Source organism: Thiomonas intermedia, assembly GCF_002028405.1.
In the GTDB taxonomy this organism is placed as follows: domain Bacteria; phylum Pseudomonadota; class Gammaproteobacteria; order Burkholderiales; family Burkholderiaceae_C; genus Thiomonas; species Thiomonas intermedia.
In genome coordinates, this window is sequence record NZ_CP020046.1 from 867,023 (window position 1) to 884,431 (window position 17,409).

At 65.4% G+C, this 17,409-nt stretch carries 18 protein-coding genes; 8 read left to right on the top strand and 10 right to left on the bottom strand.

Annotated elements, in window-relative coordinates:
- The first annotated feature begins 17 nt into the window (after window positions 1-17).
- From BVH73_RS04040 to BVH73_RS04050, 3 genes are all read left to right on the top strand, one after another.
- The gene (locus BVH73_RS04040) at window positions 18-821 is read left to right on the top strand and encodes a helix-turn-helix transcriptional regulator (protein ID WP_079416310.1); all 804 of its coding nucleotides are present in this window, start codon (window positions 18-20) and stop codon (window positions 819-821) included.
- A gap of 80 nt (window positions 822-901) precedes the next feature.
- Window positions 902-1,570, top strand: a complete 669-nt coding sequence (locus tag BVH73_RS04045; protein ID WP_079416312.1) for a B3/B4 domain-containing protein — start codon at window positions 902-904, stop codon at window positions 1,568-1,570.
- Window positions 1,567-2,181 carry a LysE family translocator gene (locus tag BVH73_RS04050; RefSeq protein ID WP_245800405.1) on the top strand — a complete coding sequence of 205 codons (615 nt, stop codon included), beginning with the start codon at window positions 1,567-1,569 and terminating at the stop codon, window positions 2,179-2,181. The genes BVH73_RS04045 and BVH73_RS04050 overlap by 4 nt, the downstream gene beginning before the upstream one ends.
- Before the next feature lie 164 nt (window positions 2,182-2,345).
- Here the strand turns inward: BVH73_RS04050 and ubiA are convergent, their stop codons facing one another.
- The 3 genes from ubiA to galE all read right to left on the bottom strand — a co-directional run bounded on the left by ubiA (window position 2,346) and on the right by galE (window position 4,936).
- A complete protein-coding gene (gene ubiA / locus BVH73_RS04055) occupies window positions 2,346-3,197 on the bottom strand; it encodes a 4-hydroxybenzoate octaprenyltransferase (RefSeq protein ID WP_079416314.1) in 852 nt (283 codons plus the stop codon).
- Window positions 3,198-3,299: 102 nt separating this feature from the next.
- On the bottom strand, window positions 3,300-3,803 hold the full coding sequence (locus tag BVH73_RS04060) for a Dps family protein (RefSeq protein WP_079416316.1): 504 nt from the start codon (window positions 3,801-3,803) through the stop codon (window positions 3,300-3,302).
- Window positions 3,804-3,913: 110 nt separating this feature from the next.
- On the bottom strand, window positions 3,914-4,936 hold the full coding sequence (gene galE, locus BVH73_RS04065) for a UDP-glucose 4-epimerase GalE (protein ID WP_079416318.1): 1,023 nt from the start codon (window positions 4,934-4,936) through the stop codon (window positions 3,914-3,916).
- 106 nt (window positions 4,937-5,042) lie between these two features.
- Here galE and BVH73_RS04070 point away from each other — a divergent pair, with 106 nt between their 5' ends.
- The 3 genes from BVH73_RS04070 to bamC are packed head-to-tail and all read left to right on the top strand — an operon-like array spanning window position 5,043 to window position 7,722.
- Window positions 5,043-5,609, top strand: coding sequence for a class I SAM-dependent methyltransferase (locus tag BVH73_RS04070; RefSeq protein WP_079416320.1), 567 nt, complete (start codon window positions 5,043-5,045; stop codon window positions 5,607-5,609).
- A 31-nt stretch (window positions 5,610-5,640) separates the two neighbouring features.
- Complete coding sequence (gene dapA, locus BVH73_RS04075) at window positions 5,641-6,543, top strand: 4-hydroxy-tetrahydrodipicolinate synthase (RefSeq protein ID WP_079416322.1); 903 nt, start codon at window positions 5,641-5,643, stop codon at window positions 6,541-6,543.
- 30 nt (window positions 6,544-6,573) lie between these two features.
- Complete coding sequence (gene bamC, locus BVH73_RS04080) at window positions 6,574-7,722, top strand: outer membrane protein assembly factor BamC (protein WP_079416324.1); 1,149 nt, start codon at window positions 6,574-6,576, stop codon at window positions 7,720-7,722.
- Between the two features lie 121 nt (window positions 7,723-7,843).
- Here bamC and BVH73_RS16035 read toward each other — a convergent pair whose 3' ends face one another.
- The 3 genes from BVH73_RS16035 to BVH73_RS04095 all read right to left on the bottom strand — a co-directional run bounded on the left by BVH73_RS16035 (window position 7,844) and on the right by BVH73_RS04095 (window position 9,922).
- The gene (locus BVH73_RS16035; RefSeq protein WP_079416326.1) at window positions 7,844-8,071 is read right to left on the bottom strand and encodes a hypothetical protein; all 228 of its coding nucleotides are present in this window, start codon (window positions 8,069-8,071) and stop codon (window positions 7,844-7,846) included.
- Between the two features lie 182 nt (window positions 8,072-8,253).
- Window positions 8,254-8,742: a DUF7931 domain-containing protein gene (locus BVH73_RS04090; protein WP_079416328.1), complete on the bottom strand. Its 489-nt coding sequence runs from the start codon at window positions 8,740-8,742 to the stop codon at window positions 8,254-8,256.
- 1 nt (window position 8,743) lies between these two features.
- Window positions 8,744-9,922 carry a JmjC domain-containing protein gene (locus BVH73_RS04095; protein ID WP_245800406.1) on the bottom strand — a complete coding sequence of 393 codons (1,179 nt, stop codon included), beginning with the start codon at window positions 9,920-9,922 and terminating at the stop codon, window positions 8,744-8,746.
- A 65-nt stretch (window positions 9,923-9,987) separates the two neighbouring features.
- Here BVH73_RS04095 and BVH73_RS04100 point away from each other — a divergent pair, with 65 nt between their 5' ends.
- Entirely contained in the window at window positions 9,988-10,494 is a 507-nt protein-coding gene (locus tag BVH73_RS04100) for an FKBP-type peptidyl-prolyl cis-trans isomerase (protein ID WP_079416330.1), read from the top strand.
- A gap of 6 nt (window positions 10,495-10,500) precedes the next feature.
- Here the strand turns inward: BVH73_RS04100 and BVH73_RS04105 are convergent, their stop codons facing one another.
- From BVH73_RS04105 to alaS, 4 genes are all read right to left on the bottom strand, one after another.
- On the bottom strand, window positions 10,501-11,085 hold the full coding sequence (locus BVH73_RS04105) for a DUF2062 domain-containing protein (RefSeq protein ID WP_079416332.1): 585 nt from the start codon (window positions 11,083-11,085) through the stop codon (window positions 10,501-10,503).
- A gap of 12 nt (window positions 11,086-11,097) precedes the next feature.
- Complete coding sequence (gene dut, locus BVH73_RS04110; RefSeq protein WP_079416334.1) at window positions 11,098-11,553, bottom strand: dUTP diphosphatase; 456 nt, start codon at window positions 11,551-11,553, stop codon at window positions 11,098-11,100.
- 68 nt (window positions 11,554-11,621) lie between these two features.
- Entirely contained in the window at window positions 11,622-12,821 is a 1,200-nt protein-coding gene (gene coaBC, locus BVH73_RS04115) for a bifunctional phosphopantothenoylcysteine decarboxylase/phosphopantothenate--cysteine ligase CoaBC (protein WP_079416336.1), read from the bottom strand.
- A 15-nt stretch (window positions 12,822-12,836) separates the two neighbouring features.
- Complete coding sequence (gene alaS, locus BVH73_RS04120; protein ID WP_079416338.1) at window positions 12,837-15,590, bottom strand: alanine--tRNA ligase; 2,754 nt, start codon at window positions 15,588-15,590, stop codon at window positions 12,837-12,839.
- Between the two features lie 157 nt (window positions 15,591-15,747).
- On the opposite strand from alaS, the gene BVH73_RS04125 reads away from it, so the two are divergent.
- Window positions 15,748-17,241, top strand: coding sequence for an NAD-dependent succinate-semialdehyde dehydrogenase (locus BVH73_RS04125; RefSeq protein WP_079416340.1), 1,494 nt, complete (start codon window positions 15,748-15,750; stop codon window positions 17,239-17,241).
- The last annotated feature ends 168 nt before the right edge of the window (window positions 17,242-17,409 follow it).

A 17,409-nucleotide genomic window follows, 5' to 3' on the forward strand; every position in this document is an offset into this window, starting at 1 on the left:
GCCTCGATCCTGGGCACATGATCAAAGGCCAAGACTTCCGGATGCTGCCGTGCAAGCTGCGCGGCATCGAGGCCACTGTTGCCGACTCGGCCATCACCTTTGGCCGACACACCCACGAACAGTTTGGACTCGGCCTGATGACGCGCGGCGGACACCGATCTGCGAGCGGACGCGGCACGGTCGAGGCAGGGCCGGGCGATGTCATCACCGTCAATCCGGGTGAAGTGCATGATGGTGCGCCGATCGGCCCGAAAGGGCGTTCCTGGTTCATGCTCTATTTGGACCCCGCCATCGTCGCCGAGGCCGCCGGCGACATCGCCGAGAAAACGTGTCGGCATAGCGAGTTCGTCAGTCCGGTTGTTCAGGACAGGCGGGTCGCCTTCGCGGTTCATCACCTGTTCAATGCAGCGACCGGCGCGGCGCAGTGTCCGCTGCAACTGGACGAAGCGCTGTTGTCTGCGCTCGGTCCGCTGCTGCAGTCCATTCCTCACCGGCTCACCGGCATTCCAACGGCAATCTACAAAGCGCGCTCGATGATGGACGAAGACCCGGCATCGGCGGTGTCGCTGGCGGTGTTGGCACAGGAAGCCGGTCTCAGCCGCTATCAGTTCCTTCGGGCATTTGCCCGGCAGACCGGCTTGACCCCCCATACCTATCTGGTGCAGCGCCGCTTGCGTCTGGCCCGCCAGTTGATTCGCCGGGGCATGGCCCCCGCCGAAGTCGCCGTGACATGCGGTTTTGCCGACCAGAGCCACTTGACGCGATTGTTCGTGCGCACTTACGGACTCACGCCGGGCACCTACGCCAGAGCCATGCGCTGAGAAGCTGCAATTTTGTTCAAGACCGGAAGACAACAGGCCTGGATGATGGATGCCTCGCAGTCCAAATCCGAGGCCCGATCATGTTGTTTTGCTATTCACCATCGTTGCACGACGAGTTCCCTGAACGATCCACCGGATTGCTTCATGTGCAGGGCATCCGTACCACAGCAGATGTGACCGAAAGCGTCGCCCGGTTCACTCGGCTGGCGGCCCAACGTCTCACCTCCGGCACCGAGGCCGACCTGCCGGAGATTCAAGCCTGGCGTCGCGTCTTCAGCCGCATGGGCTGCAAACCAACGCAATATCGCTGCGCCCCGGAGGCCCTGCTGCGTCGGCTGCGCAAAGAAGGCGGCCTGCCATCGGTGCATCCCTTCGTGGATCTCTGCAACGCCGTCTCGGCCGCCTTCGCCATTCCGGTTGCGGCATTCGACCTGGACCGGATCGCCGAGGGCCTCGTGGTACGCCGCGCTACCGGCACGGAGCGCTACGATAGTTTTTCGGGCGAGGTGGAACGTCCGGAACCCGGCGAGATCATCTTTGCCGATGCCCAATGTCGTGCCCATGCACGCCGCTGGACCCATCGGCAGAGCAGCTATTCGGCGGTGAGCTGTGAAACCCACCATGTCCTGGTCGTCGCCGAGGCCATGCACGGCACGGCCGCGCTGGACGTCGGCCAATTGATCACTTCGCTCCATCAAACGATCCTGATGCTGTGGCCGACAGCGTTGGTGCGGGAGGTGTCAGCATGATGGGGCTCGAATTTCTCGTCACCTCGCTCCTGGTCATCGCATCTCCGGGAACAGGCGTGCTCCTAACCCTGGCTGCAGGTCTGTCGCATGGCATGCGCGGCGCTGTCGTCGCAGCTCTGGGCTGCACGCTCGGCATCCTGCCGCAGATGCTGGTGGCCGTCACCGGACTGGCCACGGTGTTGCATGCCAGCAGTCTGGCGTTCGAACTGTTGAAGATCGCGGGCGTGTGCTACCTGCTCTACCTGGCATGGATGACGTGGCGCGAACGGGGCGCATTGACGATCAGCGCGGAGGCGCCCTCTCGCTCCGACATGCAGGTGATCCGGCACGCCGCGTTTGTCAATGTTCTCAACCCCAAACTGTCGATCTTTTTCGTCGCTTTCCTGCCGCAGTTCATCCAGACTGGCGATCTCCATCCAACGGTCACCATGCTGGAACTGTCAGCCACCTTTATGGCGTTGACTTTGGCTGTGTTCGTGCTCTACGGCCTATTCGCTGCCAAAGCGCGCACGCACATCCTCTCCCGGCCCGCAGTCCTGACCTGGATGCGCCGGTGTTTTGCAGCAGCCTTCGTCGGCCTTGCTTTCAAGCTTGCGCTCGAACACCGTTGAACCGATGAAGATCACCCTCGGCGAGGACAGGCACGAAGCGCAGGCGCGCCAATCTGGGTGCGTGGGACGCCATACACTCGCGCTCCGAACCCAAGAGGCTGCGAACAAATCCGCCCCCCCGCTCATGCCGCGCCGGGTTCATTCACAGCCTCTGAGACTTCAACTCATTTGAGGTAAGCCAGCACCACCCCGGCAAAAATCGCCAAACCCAGATAGTGGTTGAGCCGGAAGGCGCGGAAGCACTGCGCCGGGTTACGCCCGCGGATGAGGGTGTAGTGATGCGCGGCCTGGGCTGCGGCCGCCGCAATGCCCAGGAAGTAGGGCCAACCGAGTTGCAGCGCCCAGCCCGCCGCGGCCCACAGCGCGAGATAGGCCGCGTAGCTCGCCATCACCGCTGCCACATCGGCGCGGCCGAAGGTGATGGCCGAGGTCTTGATGCCCACCTTGAGATCGTCTTCCCGATCGACCATGGCGTATTCGGTGTCGTAGGCCAGCACCCAGAACAGATTGCCCAGCAGCAGCACCCAGGCCACCACCGGCACTTCGCCGCGCGCGGCGGCGAAGGCCATCGGAATGCCGAAGCTGAACGCCACACCGAGATAAGCCTGCGGCAGCGCCAGCCAGCGTTTGGTGTAGGGGTAGGCGATGGCGATCAGCAAGGCTGCGACCGACATCTGGATGGTCAGCGCATTGGTGGTAAGTACCAGACCGAAGGCGGCGAGCGCGAGCGCGGCGCCAACCAGCAAGGCCTCGCGGCTGGATACCTTGCCGGACGTCACCGGGCGCTGCGCGGTGCGGCGCACGGCGCGGTCGAAGTCCTGATCGGCCACGTCGTTCACGGCGCAACCGGCAGAGCGCATGAGGAAGGTACCGGCGATGAAGACGACGACCAGCCACACGCTCGGTCGGCCATCGCTGGCGATCCACAAGGCCGACAGGCTCGGCCACAGCAAGAGGAGAGAACCGACCGGCTTGTCCCAACGGATCAAGGCCAGCCATAAGCGCAGACGTTCCATGCGTGAATTATCGCCACGCAGGGAACGTCGATGGAACGCGCATCAGAAGGTCTGTGCGAATCCGGCACGAGACGCAGCCAAGACGGCTGCGTTCACGCCGCTTCAGCCTTCGAGCAGCGAGCGCAACATCCAGGCCGTCTTTTCGTGGACGTCCAGACGCTGGGTCATCAGATCGGCGGTCGGCTGATCGTTGACATCGTCCGCCACGGAGAACACCGCGCGCGCGGTCTTGGCCACGGCTTCGTGGCCTTTGACCAGAATGCCGATCATCTCCTGCGCCTTGGGCGGCAGCGCCGGCACGTCGGCCAGGCTGGAGCGCGAGCTGAAGCCGTGATAGGAGCCCGGCACCGCGAAGCCCAGGGCGCGAATGCGCTCGGCAATCGGATCGACGGCGTTCCACAGCTCGGTGTACTGATCCATGAACATCTGGTGCAGACTGTTGAACATCGGCCCGGTCACGTTCCAGTGGAAGTTGTGCGTCGTGAGATAGAGCGTGTAGGTATCGGCCAGCAGATGCGAGAGATGCTCGGCCACCTTGGCCCGATCGGTGTCGGAGATGCCGATGTGAATCGGCGCGGGCGAGGCATGCAGCGTGGTCTTGCTCATGATGGTCCTTTCAGTCTGTTGATTCAGGGTCAACCATAGCGCCCGGCCGCAAACCGATGCAAGCGCGGGGCCTCAGCAAGCCGCGGCTTCGGGCCAGCCAGGCGGCGGGCTCAGGCGCCATAGCCTTCCGGATTGCCCTGCTGCCAACGCCAGGCGTCGGCACAGATGGTGTCCAGTCCCCGCCGGGCGCTCCAGCCCAGCAATTCGCGGGCCGCGCCCGGGTCGGCCCAGCATTCGGCGATGTCGCCCGGACGGCGCGCCACGATCTCATACGGCAGCTCGCGGCCGATGCTCTTGCCGAAGGCCTGCACCATCTGCAGCACCGAGTAGCCCTGCCCCGTGCCAAGGTTGACCGTGAACAGGCCCTCATGTCCCAACAGATGGCGCAAGGCGGCGACGTGACCCTCGGCCAGATCCATGACGTGGATGTAATCGCGCACGCCGCTGCCGTCCACGGTCGGCCAGTCGCCCCCGAACACGCGCAGCTTTTGCAGACGCCCCACGGCCACCTGCGTAACGAAGGGCATGAGGTTGTTGGGAATGCCGCGCGGGTCTTCGCCGATGAGCCCGCTTTCGTGCGCCCCCACCGGGTTGAAGTAGCGCAGGCGGGCGATGCGCCAATGCGGTTCGGCACGGTGCAGATCGCCCAGAATCTCTTCGATCATCAGCTTGCTGCGGCCGTAGGCGTTGGTCGCGCTGAGCGGAAAGTCTTCACGGATGGGCACCGAAGCCGGATCGCCATAGACCGTGGCCGACGACGAAAAAATGAGCTTGTGCACCCTGGCGCGCTGCATCGCCTCGAGCAGAACCACCGTGCCGCCGACGTTGTTGTCGTAGTACATGAGCGGCTTTTCCACCGAATCACCCACGGCCTTCAGGCCGGCGAAGTGGATCACGGCATCGATCTTGTGCTGCGTGAAAACGGCGTCGAGACGGCCAGCATCGCGGATGTCGGCCTGCACGAAGGCGGGGCGTTGGCCGGTGATGCGTTCCACCCTCGCCAACGACTCGGCGCTGCTGTTGCACAGATTGTCATACACCACGGGGGTGTAGCCCGCTTCGATCAGGGCCACGCAGGTATGCGAGCCGATATACCCGGCACCGCCGGTCACGAGAATGGTGGCTGAGGTCATAAGATCGTGTGTTCGCTGAAGGGTAAGTGACGATGCTGCCTATTCTGCCTTGCAAGAATGATGCGCACGCATCGCGGCCCGCTCGGCACCGTTACGATGCTTCTCCATGGCTACCGAAAACGCCTCCGCCCTGCCTCCTCCTTCTGCCTGGATCGTGCGTCACGCCTCGGTGCTCCGGGCTGGTGCCACCGTCCTCGACGTCGCCTGTGGCGGCGGGTGTCATGTCCGCTGGCTGCACCAGCGTGGGTACAAAGTGTTCGCCGTGGACCGCAATGCCGACGCCCTCTCGGGGCTGCAGGCTCTTGCCGACGTGCGGATCGCCGACCTCGAAGCCGGACCCTGGCCGTACCGGGATCAGACCTTCGACGCGGTCGTCGTGACGCATTACCTGTGGCGCCCTCTGCTCCCCCGGATCGTGCAGGCCGTCGCGCCGGGCGGTTTTCTGCTCTACGAAACCTTCGCGCTCGGGCAGGCCAGCCTGGGCAAACCGTCCAATCCCGAGTTTCTGCTGCGCCCCGGCGAATTGCTCGACGCGGTGCGCCCGGCGCTGCGGGTGCTGGCGTTCGAAGACGGCTTCGTCGAGGCCCCGCACCCGGCCTATGTGCAGCGCATCGCCGCCGTGCGGGAGACGGCCAACGCCCAGGCGGCAGACCGATACAATCTTCCCATTTGACAAGCAGCTGGCTCGCAGCGCACGCAGAACAATGTCCTCCCAACCTCCGGTCATCCGCGGCAGCATCGTTGCTCTGGTGACCCCCATGCACTCCGATGGCAGCGTGGACTTCGCCGCGCTGCGCAAACTGGTCGATTGGCATATCGAACAAGGCACCGACTGCATCAGCCCCTGCGGCACCACCGGTGAATCGCCCACCCTGCCCGTGGAAGAGCACATCGAGATCGTGCGCACGGTCGTCGAGCAGGTCGCGGGCCGCGTGCCCGTGATGGCGGGCGCCGGCGCCAACTCCACGCGCGAGGCCGTCGAGCTGACGCGCCGCTGCAAAGACGTGGGCGCCGATTGCGTGCTCAGTGTCGTGCCCTACTACAACCGGCCCACTCAGGCGGGCATGGCGGCGCACTTCACCACCATTGCCGAGGCGGTCGATATTCCCGTGGTGCTCTACAACGTGCCTGGGCGCACCGTGGCCGATATGAGCGTGGAGACCGCACTGCGTCTGGCGCAGGTTCCGGGCATCATCGGCATCAAGGAGGCCTCGGGCAATATCGACCGCGCCGCGCAGCTCATTCGCCGTGCGCCGTCGTCGTTCTCCATCTACTCCGGCGACGATCCGACGGCCGTGGCCCTGATGTTGCTGGGCGGACACGGCAACATCAGCGTGTCCGCCAACGTCGTCCCGCGCCGCATGCATGAGTTGTGTGTGGCCGCCATGGCCGGCAATGCCGCGCTCGCCAGCAAATTGCATTTCGAGCTGGTCGACCTCAATCAACAGCTGTTCTGCGAACCCAACCCGATTCCGGTCAAGGAAGCCCTGCGCCTCATGGGCCGCGTCGGTGCGGGTCTGCGGCTGCCTTTGACCCCGCTGCAAAGCGCGTTTCATCCGCCGTTGCGTACTGCGCTGCAGGCGCTGGACCTGCCCCTCGTTCACTGACTTCCCTGCATTTTCGAGATCCCATTGCGTATGAACCTATCCCAAACCTGGCGACTGAGCGCCCTGTCCATCGCGCTGGGCGCCGGCGTCCTTCTGAGCGGCTGCTCCTCCCTGAACACCGTCGTTCAGGGCAAAGGCGTGGACTACGAAAGCGCCAAGCAGGGCAGCACCCTGGAAGTGCCGCCCGATCTGACCCAGCTGGCCAAACAGGAGCGCTATGTGGTTCCGGGCAATCCCAATGCCCCGGTGAGCGCCCTGGCCTACGACAAGGGTGTGCAGACCGCCGAGCAAGTCGCCAAAACGAACGCCGTGCTGCCACAGTATCCCGGAATGCGCATTGATCAGGCTGGCAGCCAACGCTGGCTGGTGGTCGATTCAACGCCGGATCAGCTCTGGGAAAAGGTCAAGGGTTTCTGGCAGGAGAACGGCTTCTACCTCACCCAGGCCGACGCCACGACCGGCGTGATGGAAACCGACTGGGCCGAGAACCGCGCCAAGCTGCCGCAGGACTTCATCCGGAAGTATCTGGGCAAAGTGTTCGACAGCCTTTACGACACCGGCACGCGCGACCGCTTCCGCACCGCGTTCGAGCGCACGCCGGACGGCAAGGGCACGCAGATCTACATCACCCACCAGTCGATGAAAGAGGTCTACAACTCGAACGACAAATCCACCACCGCCTGGGAACCCGCCACGCCGGACCCTGGTCTGAACACCATCTTCCTGCGCAAACTCATGGTCACCCTGGGGCTCAGCGAGGACGCAGCAAAACAGCGCCTCGAAAACCCGACGCCGATCGCGCAGCCAATCTCCGCGCAGCTTGTTGACAACGGCCTGGCGCTGCAGCTGCAAGATGGTTTCGAGACGGCCTGGCGCAAGGTCAGCCTGGCCATCAATACCGCCGGCTTTACCGTGATCGAGCGCAATCGTGGCGAGGGCCGGTTCGATGTGCGCTACATCAGCGCCGAAGAGGCTCTCAAGGCCTCACAGGACAGCACTGGCTTCTTCGGCAAGCTGTTTGGCAAAAAAGAAAGCGAGCCGAAACCGGCCGATTACCGCATTGCGCTGCAGAACGCCGGGACGCAAACCGTGGTGACGGTGCAGACCCTCGATGGAAAGCCGCTGCAAACGGACGATGCCCGCAAGATTCTGCAGATCCTGCAACAGCAGATTCAGTAAAACTTGGAAAGCCGTGGCTGGCCCGGCAGGGCGACCACGGCGATTCGGTTGGGCATCACGACCGAAGAAGACAACAAAAAAGCCGGCTTTCGCCGGCTTTTTTGCGACTGCCAGTCGATTATTACTTGGCAGCGCTGGCGCCAGAAGCAGCGGCAGCCGGAGCCGAAGCGGCAGGGGCCGAAGCGGCAGCAGGAGCCGAAGCGGGCGCCGAAGCAGCAGCAGGAGCCGAAGCGGCGGGAGCCGAAGCAGCAGCAGGAGCCGAAGCAGCGGGAGCGGCTTCTTCTTTCTTACCGCAAGCGGCCAGGGCGAGAGCGGCGATCATGGATGCCAGCAGAATGGACTTTTTCATTACTTTCCTCTAAGCGTCAGTCAAAAATGGGCGGAAGCCCGATAAATTCGTAACCGTCCTGATTGAACCTAATTGCAACCAGAACCGGTATGCACATCAAGCTCAGCGCATAAGTATAGTGGGACTTCGGGTTATCCCCGTGTTGCAATTTCAAGGCTCGAAAACCAGATGTTGCGAATTTGTCACAAACCTAGAATCGCCGAGGGAAATGCAGGCACGGCCTGCTCCCACGCTTCCTCAAAACGGAGGTTCAGGGCGTGCATGCGCGAGGCGGTCTGCACCCATTCGCCCGACATCCATGTGGCCGTGTGCGCATAGACGACGCAGCGCGCCGACGCCGCCATTTCCGCCAGCCCGCGTGCGCGAGTCTCGGCAATCTGTCGACAGGCCACCTGATGGGCAAAGTCGCGGCGAAAGGTGGCGAAACGCGGGAAGCGCGTTCTGACCTGACTCCAGTCCAGCGCGAGAAAACGCATGACATCGGGACGCTTGGCGTCGCGCAGCGCCCAAGCTTGCATCAGGCTAATGAACGCAGACTGATCGAGGGGCCAGGCGCGGAAGTCGGCACTGAAACAGCAGAGACTCGTGCCTTGATCTGCCACAACGGCGCTCAGCGCCGCGTGTGCTTGGGCGCGCGTATCGAACGAAGCGTCCGGTCCGTCTGCGCGCATGTCATGCCTGCGCAGGCTTGCGGGCCGCAGGCGTCAACGCGTCGTCGCCAACTTGCAGCCAGCCGAGCGCGCACCAATCCGCCAGCAAGGCGACTTCGGCCGGCTGGGCGCTCTGCACCTGGGCTGCGTCGAGCGCCTGCTGGTCAGCCAGGGCGCGCAACAGCGCCGAGGAGGCCAGCGCCGCCTCCACGGCCTCGCCGTTGATGAAGACCGAGGTCGCCGTGTAGAGCATCTTGCTGCGGCGATCGAGTCGGCAGCCCGACTGGCGACATGCGCGGCGCAGCGCCGACGCGGCGGCTTCGGCTCCCTCGAACCAGACCTGCGGCTTGGGCGTCGTGAGGTAGAGCCCGAGCATGTTCTCGAACCATGCCGCGTCCGGCTTGAGCCGGGCGAAGGCGTCTCGTGCGAACTTGACCATCGCGGGGGGCAACTGCGCGGGCGTGGCCTGTGGCCGAAGAGGCGGATCGCGGTAGAGGTCACCGCCGTGCTGCGCCTCGGCCATCTGCCACAGCACTTCCTTGAGCAGTTCGCCCTGCGGCGGGGCCCGAAATCCGATGGAATAGGTCATGCAGTCACCGCTGGCCGCAATGCCGTCATGGCCCCAACCGGGAGGCAGATAGAGCATGTCGCCGGGTTCGAGCACCAGGTCTTCCTCGGGCGTGAATCGGGCCAGCAGCTTGACGGGTTTGCCGGGCTGGAGCGCAGCGTCATGCACCGGTCCGATACGCCAGCGCCGCCGTCCGGAGGCTTGCAGCAGAAACACGTCGTAGGCGTCCTGATGCGGCCCGACGCCCCCGCCCTTGCTCGCCCAGGAGATCATCAGATCATCCAGCCGCGCGTCGGGAATGAAACGAAACTGGCGCAGCAGTTCGCCTGCCGCATCGACATGAAGATTCACGCCCTGGACGAGCAAGGTCCAGTTGGGCTGTTCGACCGCGGGAAGCTGCTTGCGGGCGAACGGCCCGTGGTCGAGCTGCCAGCGCCGGCCTTCGCGCTGCAGCAGGCGCGACTCGACATCCTCGCTGGCGGCCAGGGCGAACAGTTGCGTGCGGCTGAGCAGCGGCTGAAAGCCCGGGAAGGCCTGACGCAGCAGCAAGGGCTTGCGCTGCCAGAAATCGCGCAGAAAGCGGGCTTCCGTGCAGCCCCCCCAGTGCAGCGTCGCGGTTGACATCTTGGTCATGTTCCAATGCGGGCGAACTTTTCTTCGTCCCCCGTTTCCATTCAAAAACTCCTGCGAGCATACCCATGAAAATCACCGAAGGCCTTGTCGCCACCCTGTCCTGGCGCATGACGGACTCGCAAGGCGAGTTGATCGACGAAAACACCGAAGGCGATGACTTCTATGTGGGCGGCGACGATCTGCTGCCTCGCATGGCCGAGCAGATGATGGGCAAGGGCGTGGGTGACAAGGGCGACATCTACCTGCAGCCCGAAGACGCGTTCGGCGACTACGACGCCGACCTGCTGCTGGTGGAGGATCGCAAGCTGTTTCCCGCCGAACTCGAAGAGGGCATGATGTTCGAGCAACTGCCCGAGGGCTGCTCGGACGGTGCCGAAGGGGTCTTTTACACCATCACCGAGATTCACGACGACAAGATCCTGCTCGACGGAAATCATCCCCTGGCGGGTCTGGCGCTGCGGATCGAATACACGGTGCTCGAGGTGCGCGCCGCCGATCCGGACGAGATCGAGGCCAAGAGCGCCCTGCTCGACTCGGCCGATGCCGGGCTGTTCATGCCCGGTGAGCAATAAAGCGGCTCAGTCGGAAGCGCCCTTGCCCATCTGCTCCGCCTCACGCAGTCGGCGCGCTTCCTTGCGCGCCCGCCATTCCAGCCTGAGGTGCAGGCTCCAGCCCAGGCGGGTGAGGGCGTAACCCACCACAGCCAGAATGAGCGCGAGCAGAGGTACGCCGACAAACAAAGGGGTGCCCAGATTCCACGCCCAATGCGCCAGCGCGGCGGTGGAATCCCACACATGCATCCAGTCGAAGTGCGGCGGGGCCACGAGCGTCTGGGCGGCGTGCGCGGATGACACCACGCTGCCCAGCTTGTAGGCCACGAGATAGAGCGGCACGATGGTCAGCGGATTGCTGTAGAGCGTGACCACCAGCGCAATCGGGAAATTGCAGCGCGCCACCATGGCGATCAGACCGGCGGTGATCATCTGGAACGGCCCCGGAATCAGGCCGCCGATCATGCCGGCGGCCACGGCCAGCGCCACGCTGCGGCGATTCAGACTCCACAGCGACGGATGCGCGATGTAGCGCGCGAACGGACGCAGCCACCGGCTGTCCTGCATGGCTTCGAATTTGCGCACCAGCGCTTTCGCCCAACGGCGTGCCATTTGCGTCTACGCTCAGTGCGCGCCCGTGGAGCCGAAGCCCCCGGTGCCGCGGGCGGTGGCGTCGAAGCTGTCCACCACCTCCCACTGCGCCTGCACCACCGGCACGATGACCATCTGCGCGATGCGCTCCAGAGGTTGCACGGTGTAGGCCGTGCTGCCGCGGTTCCAGCAGCTCACCATCAGCGGCCCCTGGTAGTCGGAATCGATCAGCCCGACGAGATTGCCCAGCACCACGCCGTGCTTGTGCCCAAGGCCCGAACGCGGCAGCAGCATGGCGCACAGGCGCGGATCGCCGATATGCATGGCCAGCCCGGTGGGGATGAGCTCGGCCTGTCCCGGTTGCAGGGTCAGCGGCTCGTCGATGCAGGCGCGCAGATCCATGCCGGCGCTGCCCGGGCTGGCATAGGCGGGAAGCTGCTCGCGCAGGCGGTCATCGAGAAGGCGGACGGCGATACGGGGCTGAGACAAGACGAATCCTTGGAGGGGGAAGGGGTTGAATCGGAAGGGTTGAACACGGCGGGGCGCGGCAGGGAGCCTCAGCGCCCTGAACGCGTCAGCCGGTCGGCAATCTCGGCCACCAGCTTGCGCGCGAGCACGAGCTTGTCGCCGCTGCCCAGGGGATGGTGACCGGCGGCGTCGAACAGTTCCAGCCGGTTGTCGTCGCGGCCGAAAGTGTCCGGGCCGAGGTTGCCCACCAGCAGCGGCACATTCTTGCGCAGCCGCTTGGCCGCCGCGTGTTCCGCCAGGTTTTCGCTCTCGGCGGCAAAACCCACGCAGAAGGGCGGCTGCGGCAGAGCGGCCACCGTGGCGAGAATGTCCGGATTGGCCTGCAAGGCGATGGCCGGCGCGCCCTCGCCTTCCTGTTTTTTCTGTTTCTGCGCGTGGACGTGCACAGGCCGCCAGTCGGCCACGGCGGCGGTGGCGACGAACACCTGCGCGGTGCCGACCTGGGCCATCACCGCATCGAACATCTCCTGCGCGCTGCTCACCTCCAGGCGCTGCACGCCATGCGGCGCGGGCAGTGCGGTGGGGCCACTGACCAGCACCACGCACGCCCCGGCCTCGCGGGCCGCCCGGGCAACGGCGTAGCCCATCTTGCCGCTGGATCGGTTGGTGAGACCTCGCACCGGGTCGATGGCCTCGAAGGTCGGCCCGGCCGTGACCAGCACGGTGCGGCCGGCCAGCAGTCTGGGCTGAAACGCGGCCACGATGTCCTGCAACAGATCTTCGGGTTCGACCATGCGGCCCTCGCCGATCTCGCCGCAGGCCTGCTCGCCCGCAGCAGGACCGCTGATGAGCGCGCCGTCTTCGCGCAGCCGGGCCACGTTGCGCTGCGTGGCCGGATGGCCCCACATCTCCCGGTTCATCGCCGGGGCGAACAAGGCGGGCTTGTTGGAGGCCAGCAGCAGCGTGGACAGAAGATCGTCCGACAAGCCGTTGGCGGCCTGCGCGAGCACATTCGCCGTGGCTGGCGCGACGACGACGAGATCGGCCGCTCGCGTCAGCTCGATATGGGCCATGCCGTTGCCCACGCGGGCGTCCCACAGATCATCGAACACCGGCCGGCCCGTGAGCGCCTGAAAGGTCGCGGCACCCACAAAGCGCGCGCCCGCGGCCGTCAGCACGACCTGCACCGTCGCCCCATCCTTGATCAGTAGTCGCGTCAGCTCCGCAGCCTTGTAGGCCGCGACCCCGCCGGTGACGGCGAGAACGATGTGCTTGCCCTGCAGGTTCATCGACGCTCCGTGCGGTCAGGCGCCCAGGCGCTGCTGCAGCAGGCCCTTGGCCTGAGCCAGCGCCACCTCGATCTGCGCGGGCTGGGTGCCGCCGGCCATGGCGAAATCCGGCCGGCCGCCGCCCTTGCCACCCACGGCTTGCGCCGCGGTGCTGACCAGGTCACCTGCCTTGATCTGGCCGATACGGTCGGCACTCACGCCAGCGGCGAGCTGCACCTTCTCACCGTCGCTGCTGGCCAGCAGCACCACGCCAGTCTTGAGCTTGGACTTGATGCGGTCCACCGCTTCGCGCAGGCCCTTGGCGTCCAGCCCGTCCATGCGCGCCAGCAGTACCGGGGTGTCGCCGATGGTGATGGCCTGCGACACCAGGGCGTCGCCCTGGGCAGCGGCCTGCTGCGCCTTGAGCTGGGTCAGGTCTTTTTCGAGCTGGCGCTGCTGGTCGAGCAGTTGCTCCACCTTGTCCACCGATTCCTCGGCCGGCGCCTTGAGGGTGCGCGACAGGCGGGCGACCAGCGCGTTCTGCTTCTGCACGAAGGCCAGCGCATTCATGCCGGTGATGGCTTCCACGCGGCGGATACCCGCGGCCACGCCGCCTTCGAGCACGATCTTGAACAGCCCGATGTCGCCCGTGTGCGCCACATGGGTACCGCCGCACAGCTCGCGCGAGGTGCCGATGTCGAGCACCCGCACGGCATCGCCGTACTTCTCGCCGAACAGCATCATCGCGCCCAGGCCCTTGGCCTCGTCGATGGGCATCACGCGGGCAAGCGTTGCGGCGTTGGCCAGAATCTCCTCGTTCACCATGCGCTCCACGCGGGCGATTTCGTCGTCACTCATCGGCGCGTCGTGGGCGAAGTCGAAGCGGGTCTTGTCGGCATCGACCAGCGAGCCCTTCTGCTGCACATGATCGCCCAGCACCAGGCGCAGGGCCTTGTGCATCAAGTGAGTCACGCTGTGGTTGCGCATGACCGCAAGACGACGCTCGCCGTCCACCTGCGCGGCCACCACCTCGCCGACCTTGAGACTGCCCGATTCGAGCGTGCCGTGGTGGCCGAACACCTCGGCCTGGACTTTTTGCGTATCGTGCACGACGAAGCGCAGATCGCACGAGTCGCCCTCGAACAGCACGCCGCTGTCGCCCACCTGCCCGCCGGACTCGGCGTAGAACGGCGTGCGTTCGAGCACCACCACGCCGTTGTCCCCCGCCCGCAACTCCGCGACCGAGGTGCCGTCCTTGTACAGCGCGACCACACGCGCCTCTTTCACCAGCAGATGCTCGTAGCCGTCGAAGCGGGTCTTGCCGCCAACGTAGTCGAGCGCGGCCTGCATCTTGAACTTGCCTGCGGCGCGGGCCTGCTCGCGCTGGCGGGCCATGGCGGCGTCGAAGGCGGCTTCATCGACCTTCATGCCGTGCTCGCGGCAGACGTCCTGCGTGAGGTCGAGCGGGAAGCCGAAGGTGTCGTGCAGTTTGAAGGCCAGTTCGCCGGCCAGCAGATTGCCGCCCGCGGCGCGCAGCGCGGCCAGTTCGGCGTCGAGCATGCCCATGCCGTGTTCGATGGTCTCGAAAAAGCGGCCTTCTTCGGCTTGAAGCACATCGGCCACGCGGTTGCGGGCCTCCGCCAGTTCGGGATAGGCCGCGCCCATCTGAGCGACCAGATCGGGCACCAGCCGGTAGAAGAAAGGCTGACGCACGCCCAGCTTGTAGCCGTGGCGGATGGCGCGGCGCACGATGCGGCGCAGCACGAAGCCGCGCCCCTCGTTGCCGGGAATGACGCCATCGACGATGAGGAAGGCGCAGGCGCGGATGTGGTCGGCAATGACCTTGAGCGAGGCGTGGCCGAGGTCGGTGGTGGCGGTTTCGCGCGCAGCGGCCTTGATGAGCGCCTGGAACAGATCGATCTCGTAATTGCTGTGCACGTGCTGCAGCACCGCGGCAATGCGCTCCAGGCCCATGCCGGTGTCCACGCAGGGCTTGGGCAGCGGCTTCTGGCGGAAGATGGCCAGCTTGTAACTCTCGCCATCCCTGCTCACCAGGCCGATGCCGCCCTCGGCCTCGACGGCCTGTTTGCGTGCGATGGCCTGCTCTTCGGCCTCGAAACGCTCCTCGCCAGCGGCGTAGCGCTCGAACTGCATGAACACCAGGTTCCACACCTCGATGTAGCGGTCGCCGTCTTCCTCGGGCGAGCCGGGCGGGCCGCCCCAGACCTCGGGCCCGTGGTCGTAGAAAATCTCGCTGCAGGGGCCGCAGGGGCCGGTGTCGGCCATCTGCCAGAAGTTGTCTGAGGCGTAGCGGGCGCCCTTGTTGTCGCCGATGCGGATGATGCGCTCCACCGGCACGCCGACTTCCTTGGCCCAGATGTCGTGCGCCTCGTCATCCTCGGCATACACGGTGACCCACAGCTTCTCGGCCGGAAGCTTGTACACCGTGGTGAGCAACTCCCAGGCGTAGCGGATGGCTTCGCGCTTGAAGTAGTCGCCGAAGCTGAAGTTGCCCAGCATCTCGAAGAAGGTATGGTGCCGCGCGGTGTAGCCCACGTTCTCCAGATCGTTGTGCTTGCCGCCGGCGCGCACGCAACGCTGCGCCGTGGTGGCGCGGGTGTAGGGCCGCTGGTCCTGGCCGAGAAACACGTCCTTGAACTGCACCATGCCCGAGTTGGTGAACAGCAGCGTGGGGTCGTTGCCCGGCACGAGCGAGGACGACGGCACGCGGGTGGCGCCCTGCGATTCGTAATAGGCCAGAAATTTTTCGCGGATGTCGGAGACGTTCATGGGGCGGATAAGTGGCTGATGGCACAAGCGCCGAACTGGCACTGGCGCGTGGCAATGCAAAAGGCTAGATTTTAGGTCTTGCCGCCTTGACCGCGCAGATTCCGCGCTGCAGCATGTGGCGCGCGCCTCACCATCCTTCCTCATTACCGGAGCTGCCATGAACCGGCCCGCCAATCCGCTGTCCCTGCTCAAAGACCCCTCGCTGTTCAAGACCCAGGCCTATATCGATGGCGCCTGGGTGGACTCCGCCCGCCGCTTTGCGGTCACCGATCCGGCCAGCAACGCCGAACTGGCGCAGGTGCCCGCGCTGGAGCCGATGCACGCGCAGCTCGCCATCGACGCCGCAGACGCGGCCTGGCCCGCCTGGCGCGCCCTGCCCGCCAAACAGCGCGCCGCCATCCTGCGCAAGTGGTTCGATCTGCTGGTGGCCAACGCCGACGACCTGGCGCGCCTGATGACGGCCGAGCAGGGCAAGCCGCTGGCCGAGGCCAAGGGCGAAGTGCTCTACGGCGCCAGCTTCGTGGAATGGTTCGCCGAAGAAGCCAAGCGGGTTTACGGAGAGACCATTCCCAGCCCCGACGCCACCAAGCGCCTGCTCGTCCTCAAGCAGCCCGTCGGCGTCTGCGCCGCAATCACGCCCTGGAATTTCCCGCTGGCCATGATCACCCGCAAGGTCGCGCCGGCACTGGCCGCTGGTTGCCCCGTGGTCATCAAGCCCGCCGAGCAGACGCCGCTCACCGCGCTGGCCGCGGCCGAGTTGGCCCACCGCGCCGGCATTCCGCGCGGCGTGCTCAACGTGCTCACGGCCGACGGCGAGGGGTCGATCGCCATCGGCAGGCTGCTGTGCGCCTCGCCGGTGGTGCGTCATCTTTCGTTCACCGGCTCCACCGAGGTCGGCCGCATCCTCATGGCGCAATCGGCGCCCAGCATCAAGAAGCTGTCGCTGGAACTCGGGGGCAACGCGCCCTTCATCGTGTTCGACGATGCCGACCTCGACTCGGCCATCGAGGGCGCCATGGCGAGCAAGTACCGCAATGCCGGCCAGACCTGCGTCTGCGCCAACCGCCTGTATGTGCAGGACGGCATCTACGATCGCTTCGTCGAACGCCTGGCGCAGGCCGTGGGCAGCCTGAAGATCGGCAGCGGGTTCGATGAAGGCGTGAACCTGGGCCCGCTGATCGACGATCAGGCGCTGGCCAAGGTCGAGAAGCACATCAGCGACGCCACCTCCAAGGGCGCACGCATGGTCGTGGGCGGCAAGCGGGTGGAGACCGGCCCCAACGCCGGCCGGTTCTTCCAGGCCACGGTGCTGGCCGATGTCACGGCCGACATGCTCTGCGCCCGCGAGGAAACCTTCGGCCCGGTGGCGCCGGTGTTCCGCTTCAAGACCGAAGCCGAAGCCATCGCCGCGGCCAATGCGACCGAGTTCGGTCTGGCCGCCTACTTCTTCAGCCGCGACATCGGCCGCATCTTCCGCGTGGCCGAGGAACTCGAATACGGCATGGTGGGCATCAACACCGGCCTGATGTCCAACGAAGTCGCGCCTTTCGGCGGCGTGAAACAGTCCGGCCTGGGCCGCGAAGGCTCACATCACGGCATCGACGAATATGTCGAAATGAAATATCTCTGCCTCGGCGATCTGAACAAATAATCGGGTTTTGCCTTTCTACAATCCAGGCAGACTGGAAGGACACTCAGAATACGTTGGATGCTGGCGGCCCAAAAGCCAGGATGCGATGCGCTCATGGGGTTTTGAGCGCCCTCTCCAGGGGCCCGCGCCGATGATTTTCGGCGCGGGCTTTTTTTCGTGCCGGGCAGA

Excerpts from the sequence above, each read along its gene's own strand:
- BVH73_RS04090 (WP_079416328.1), bottom strand. The coding sequence starts at position 8,742 with ATGCGCGCAGACGGACCGGACGCTTCGTTCGATACGCGCGCCCAAGCA.
- galE (WP_079416318.1), bottom strand. The coding sequence starts at position 4,936 with ATGACCTCAGCCACCATTCTCGTGACCGGCGGTGCCGGGTATATCGGC.
- BVH73_RS04060 (WP_079416316.1), bottom strand. The coding sequence starts at position 3,803 with ATGAGCAAGACCACGCTGCATGCCTCGCCCGCGCCGATTCACATCGGC.
- alaS (WP_079416338.1), bottom strand. The coding sequence starts at position 15,590 with ATGAACGTCTCCGACATCCGCGAAAAATTTCTGGCCTATTACGAATCG.
- dapA (WP_079416322.1), top strand. The coding sequence starts at position 5,641 with ATGTCCTCCCAACCTCCGGTCATCCGCGGCAGCATCGTTGCTCTGGTG.
- BVH73_RS04095 (WP_245800406.1), bottom strand. The coding sequence starts at position 9,922 with ATGACCAAGATGTCAACCGCGACGCTGCACTGGGGGGGCTGCACGGAA.
- BVH73_RS16035 (WP_079416326.1), bottom strand. The coding sequence starts at position 8,071 with ATGAAAAAGTCCATTCTGCTGGCATCCATGATCGCCGCTCTCGCCCTG.
- BVH73_RS04045 (WP_079416312.1), top strand. The coding sequence starts at position 902 with ATGTTGTTTTGCTATTCACCATCGTTGCACGACGAGTTCCCTGAACGA.
- BVH73_RS04105 (WP_079416332.1), bottom strand. The coding sequence starts at position 11,085 with ATGGCACGCCGTTGGGCGAAAGCGCTGGTGCGCAAATTCGAAGCCATG.
- bamC (WP_079416324.1), top strand. The coding sequence starts at position 6,574 with ATGAACCTATCCCAAACCTGGCGACTGAGCGCCCTGTCCATCGCGCTG.
- ubiA (WP_079416314.1), bottom strand. The coding sequence starts at position 3,197 with ATGGAACGTCTGCGCTTATGGCTGGCCTTGATCCGTTGGGACAAGCCG.
- BVH73_RS04040 (WP_079416310.1), top strand. The coding sequence starts at position 18 with ATGATCAAAGGCCAAGACTTCCGGATGCTGCCGTGCAAGCTGCGCGGC.
- coaBC (WP_079416336.1), bottom strand. The coding sequence starts at position 12,821 with ATGAACCTGCAGGGCAAGCACATCGTTCTCGCCGTCACCGGCGGGGTC.
- BVH73_RS04125 (WP_079416340.1), top strand. The coding sequence starts at position 15,748 with ATGAACCGGCCCGCCAATCCGCTGTCCCTGCTCAAAGACCCCTCGCTG.
- BVH73_RS04070 (WP_079416320.1), top strand. The coding sequence starts at position 5,043 with ATGGCTACCGAAAACGCCTCCGCCCTGCCTCCTCCTTCTGCCTGGATC.
- BVH73_RS04100 (WP_079416330.1), top strand. The coding sequence starts at position 9,988 with ATGAAAATCACCGAAGGCCTTGTCGCCACCCTGTCCTGGCGCATGACG.
- BVH73_RS04050 (WP_245800405.1), top strand. The coding sequence starts at position 1,567 with ATGATGGGGCTCGAATTTCTCGTCACCTCGCTCCTGGTCATCGCATCT.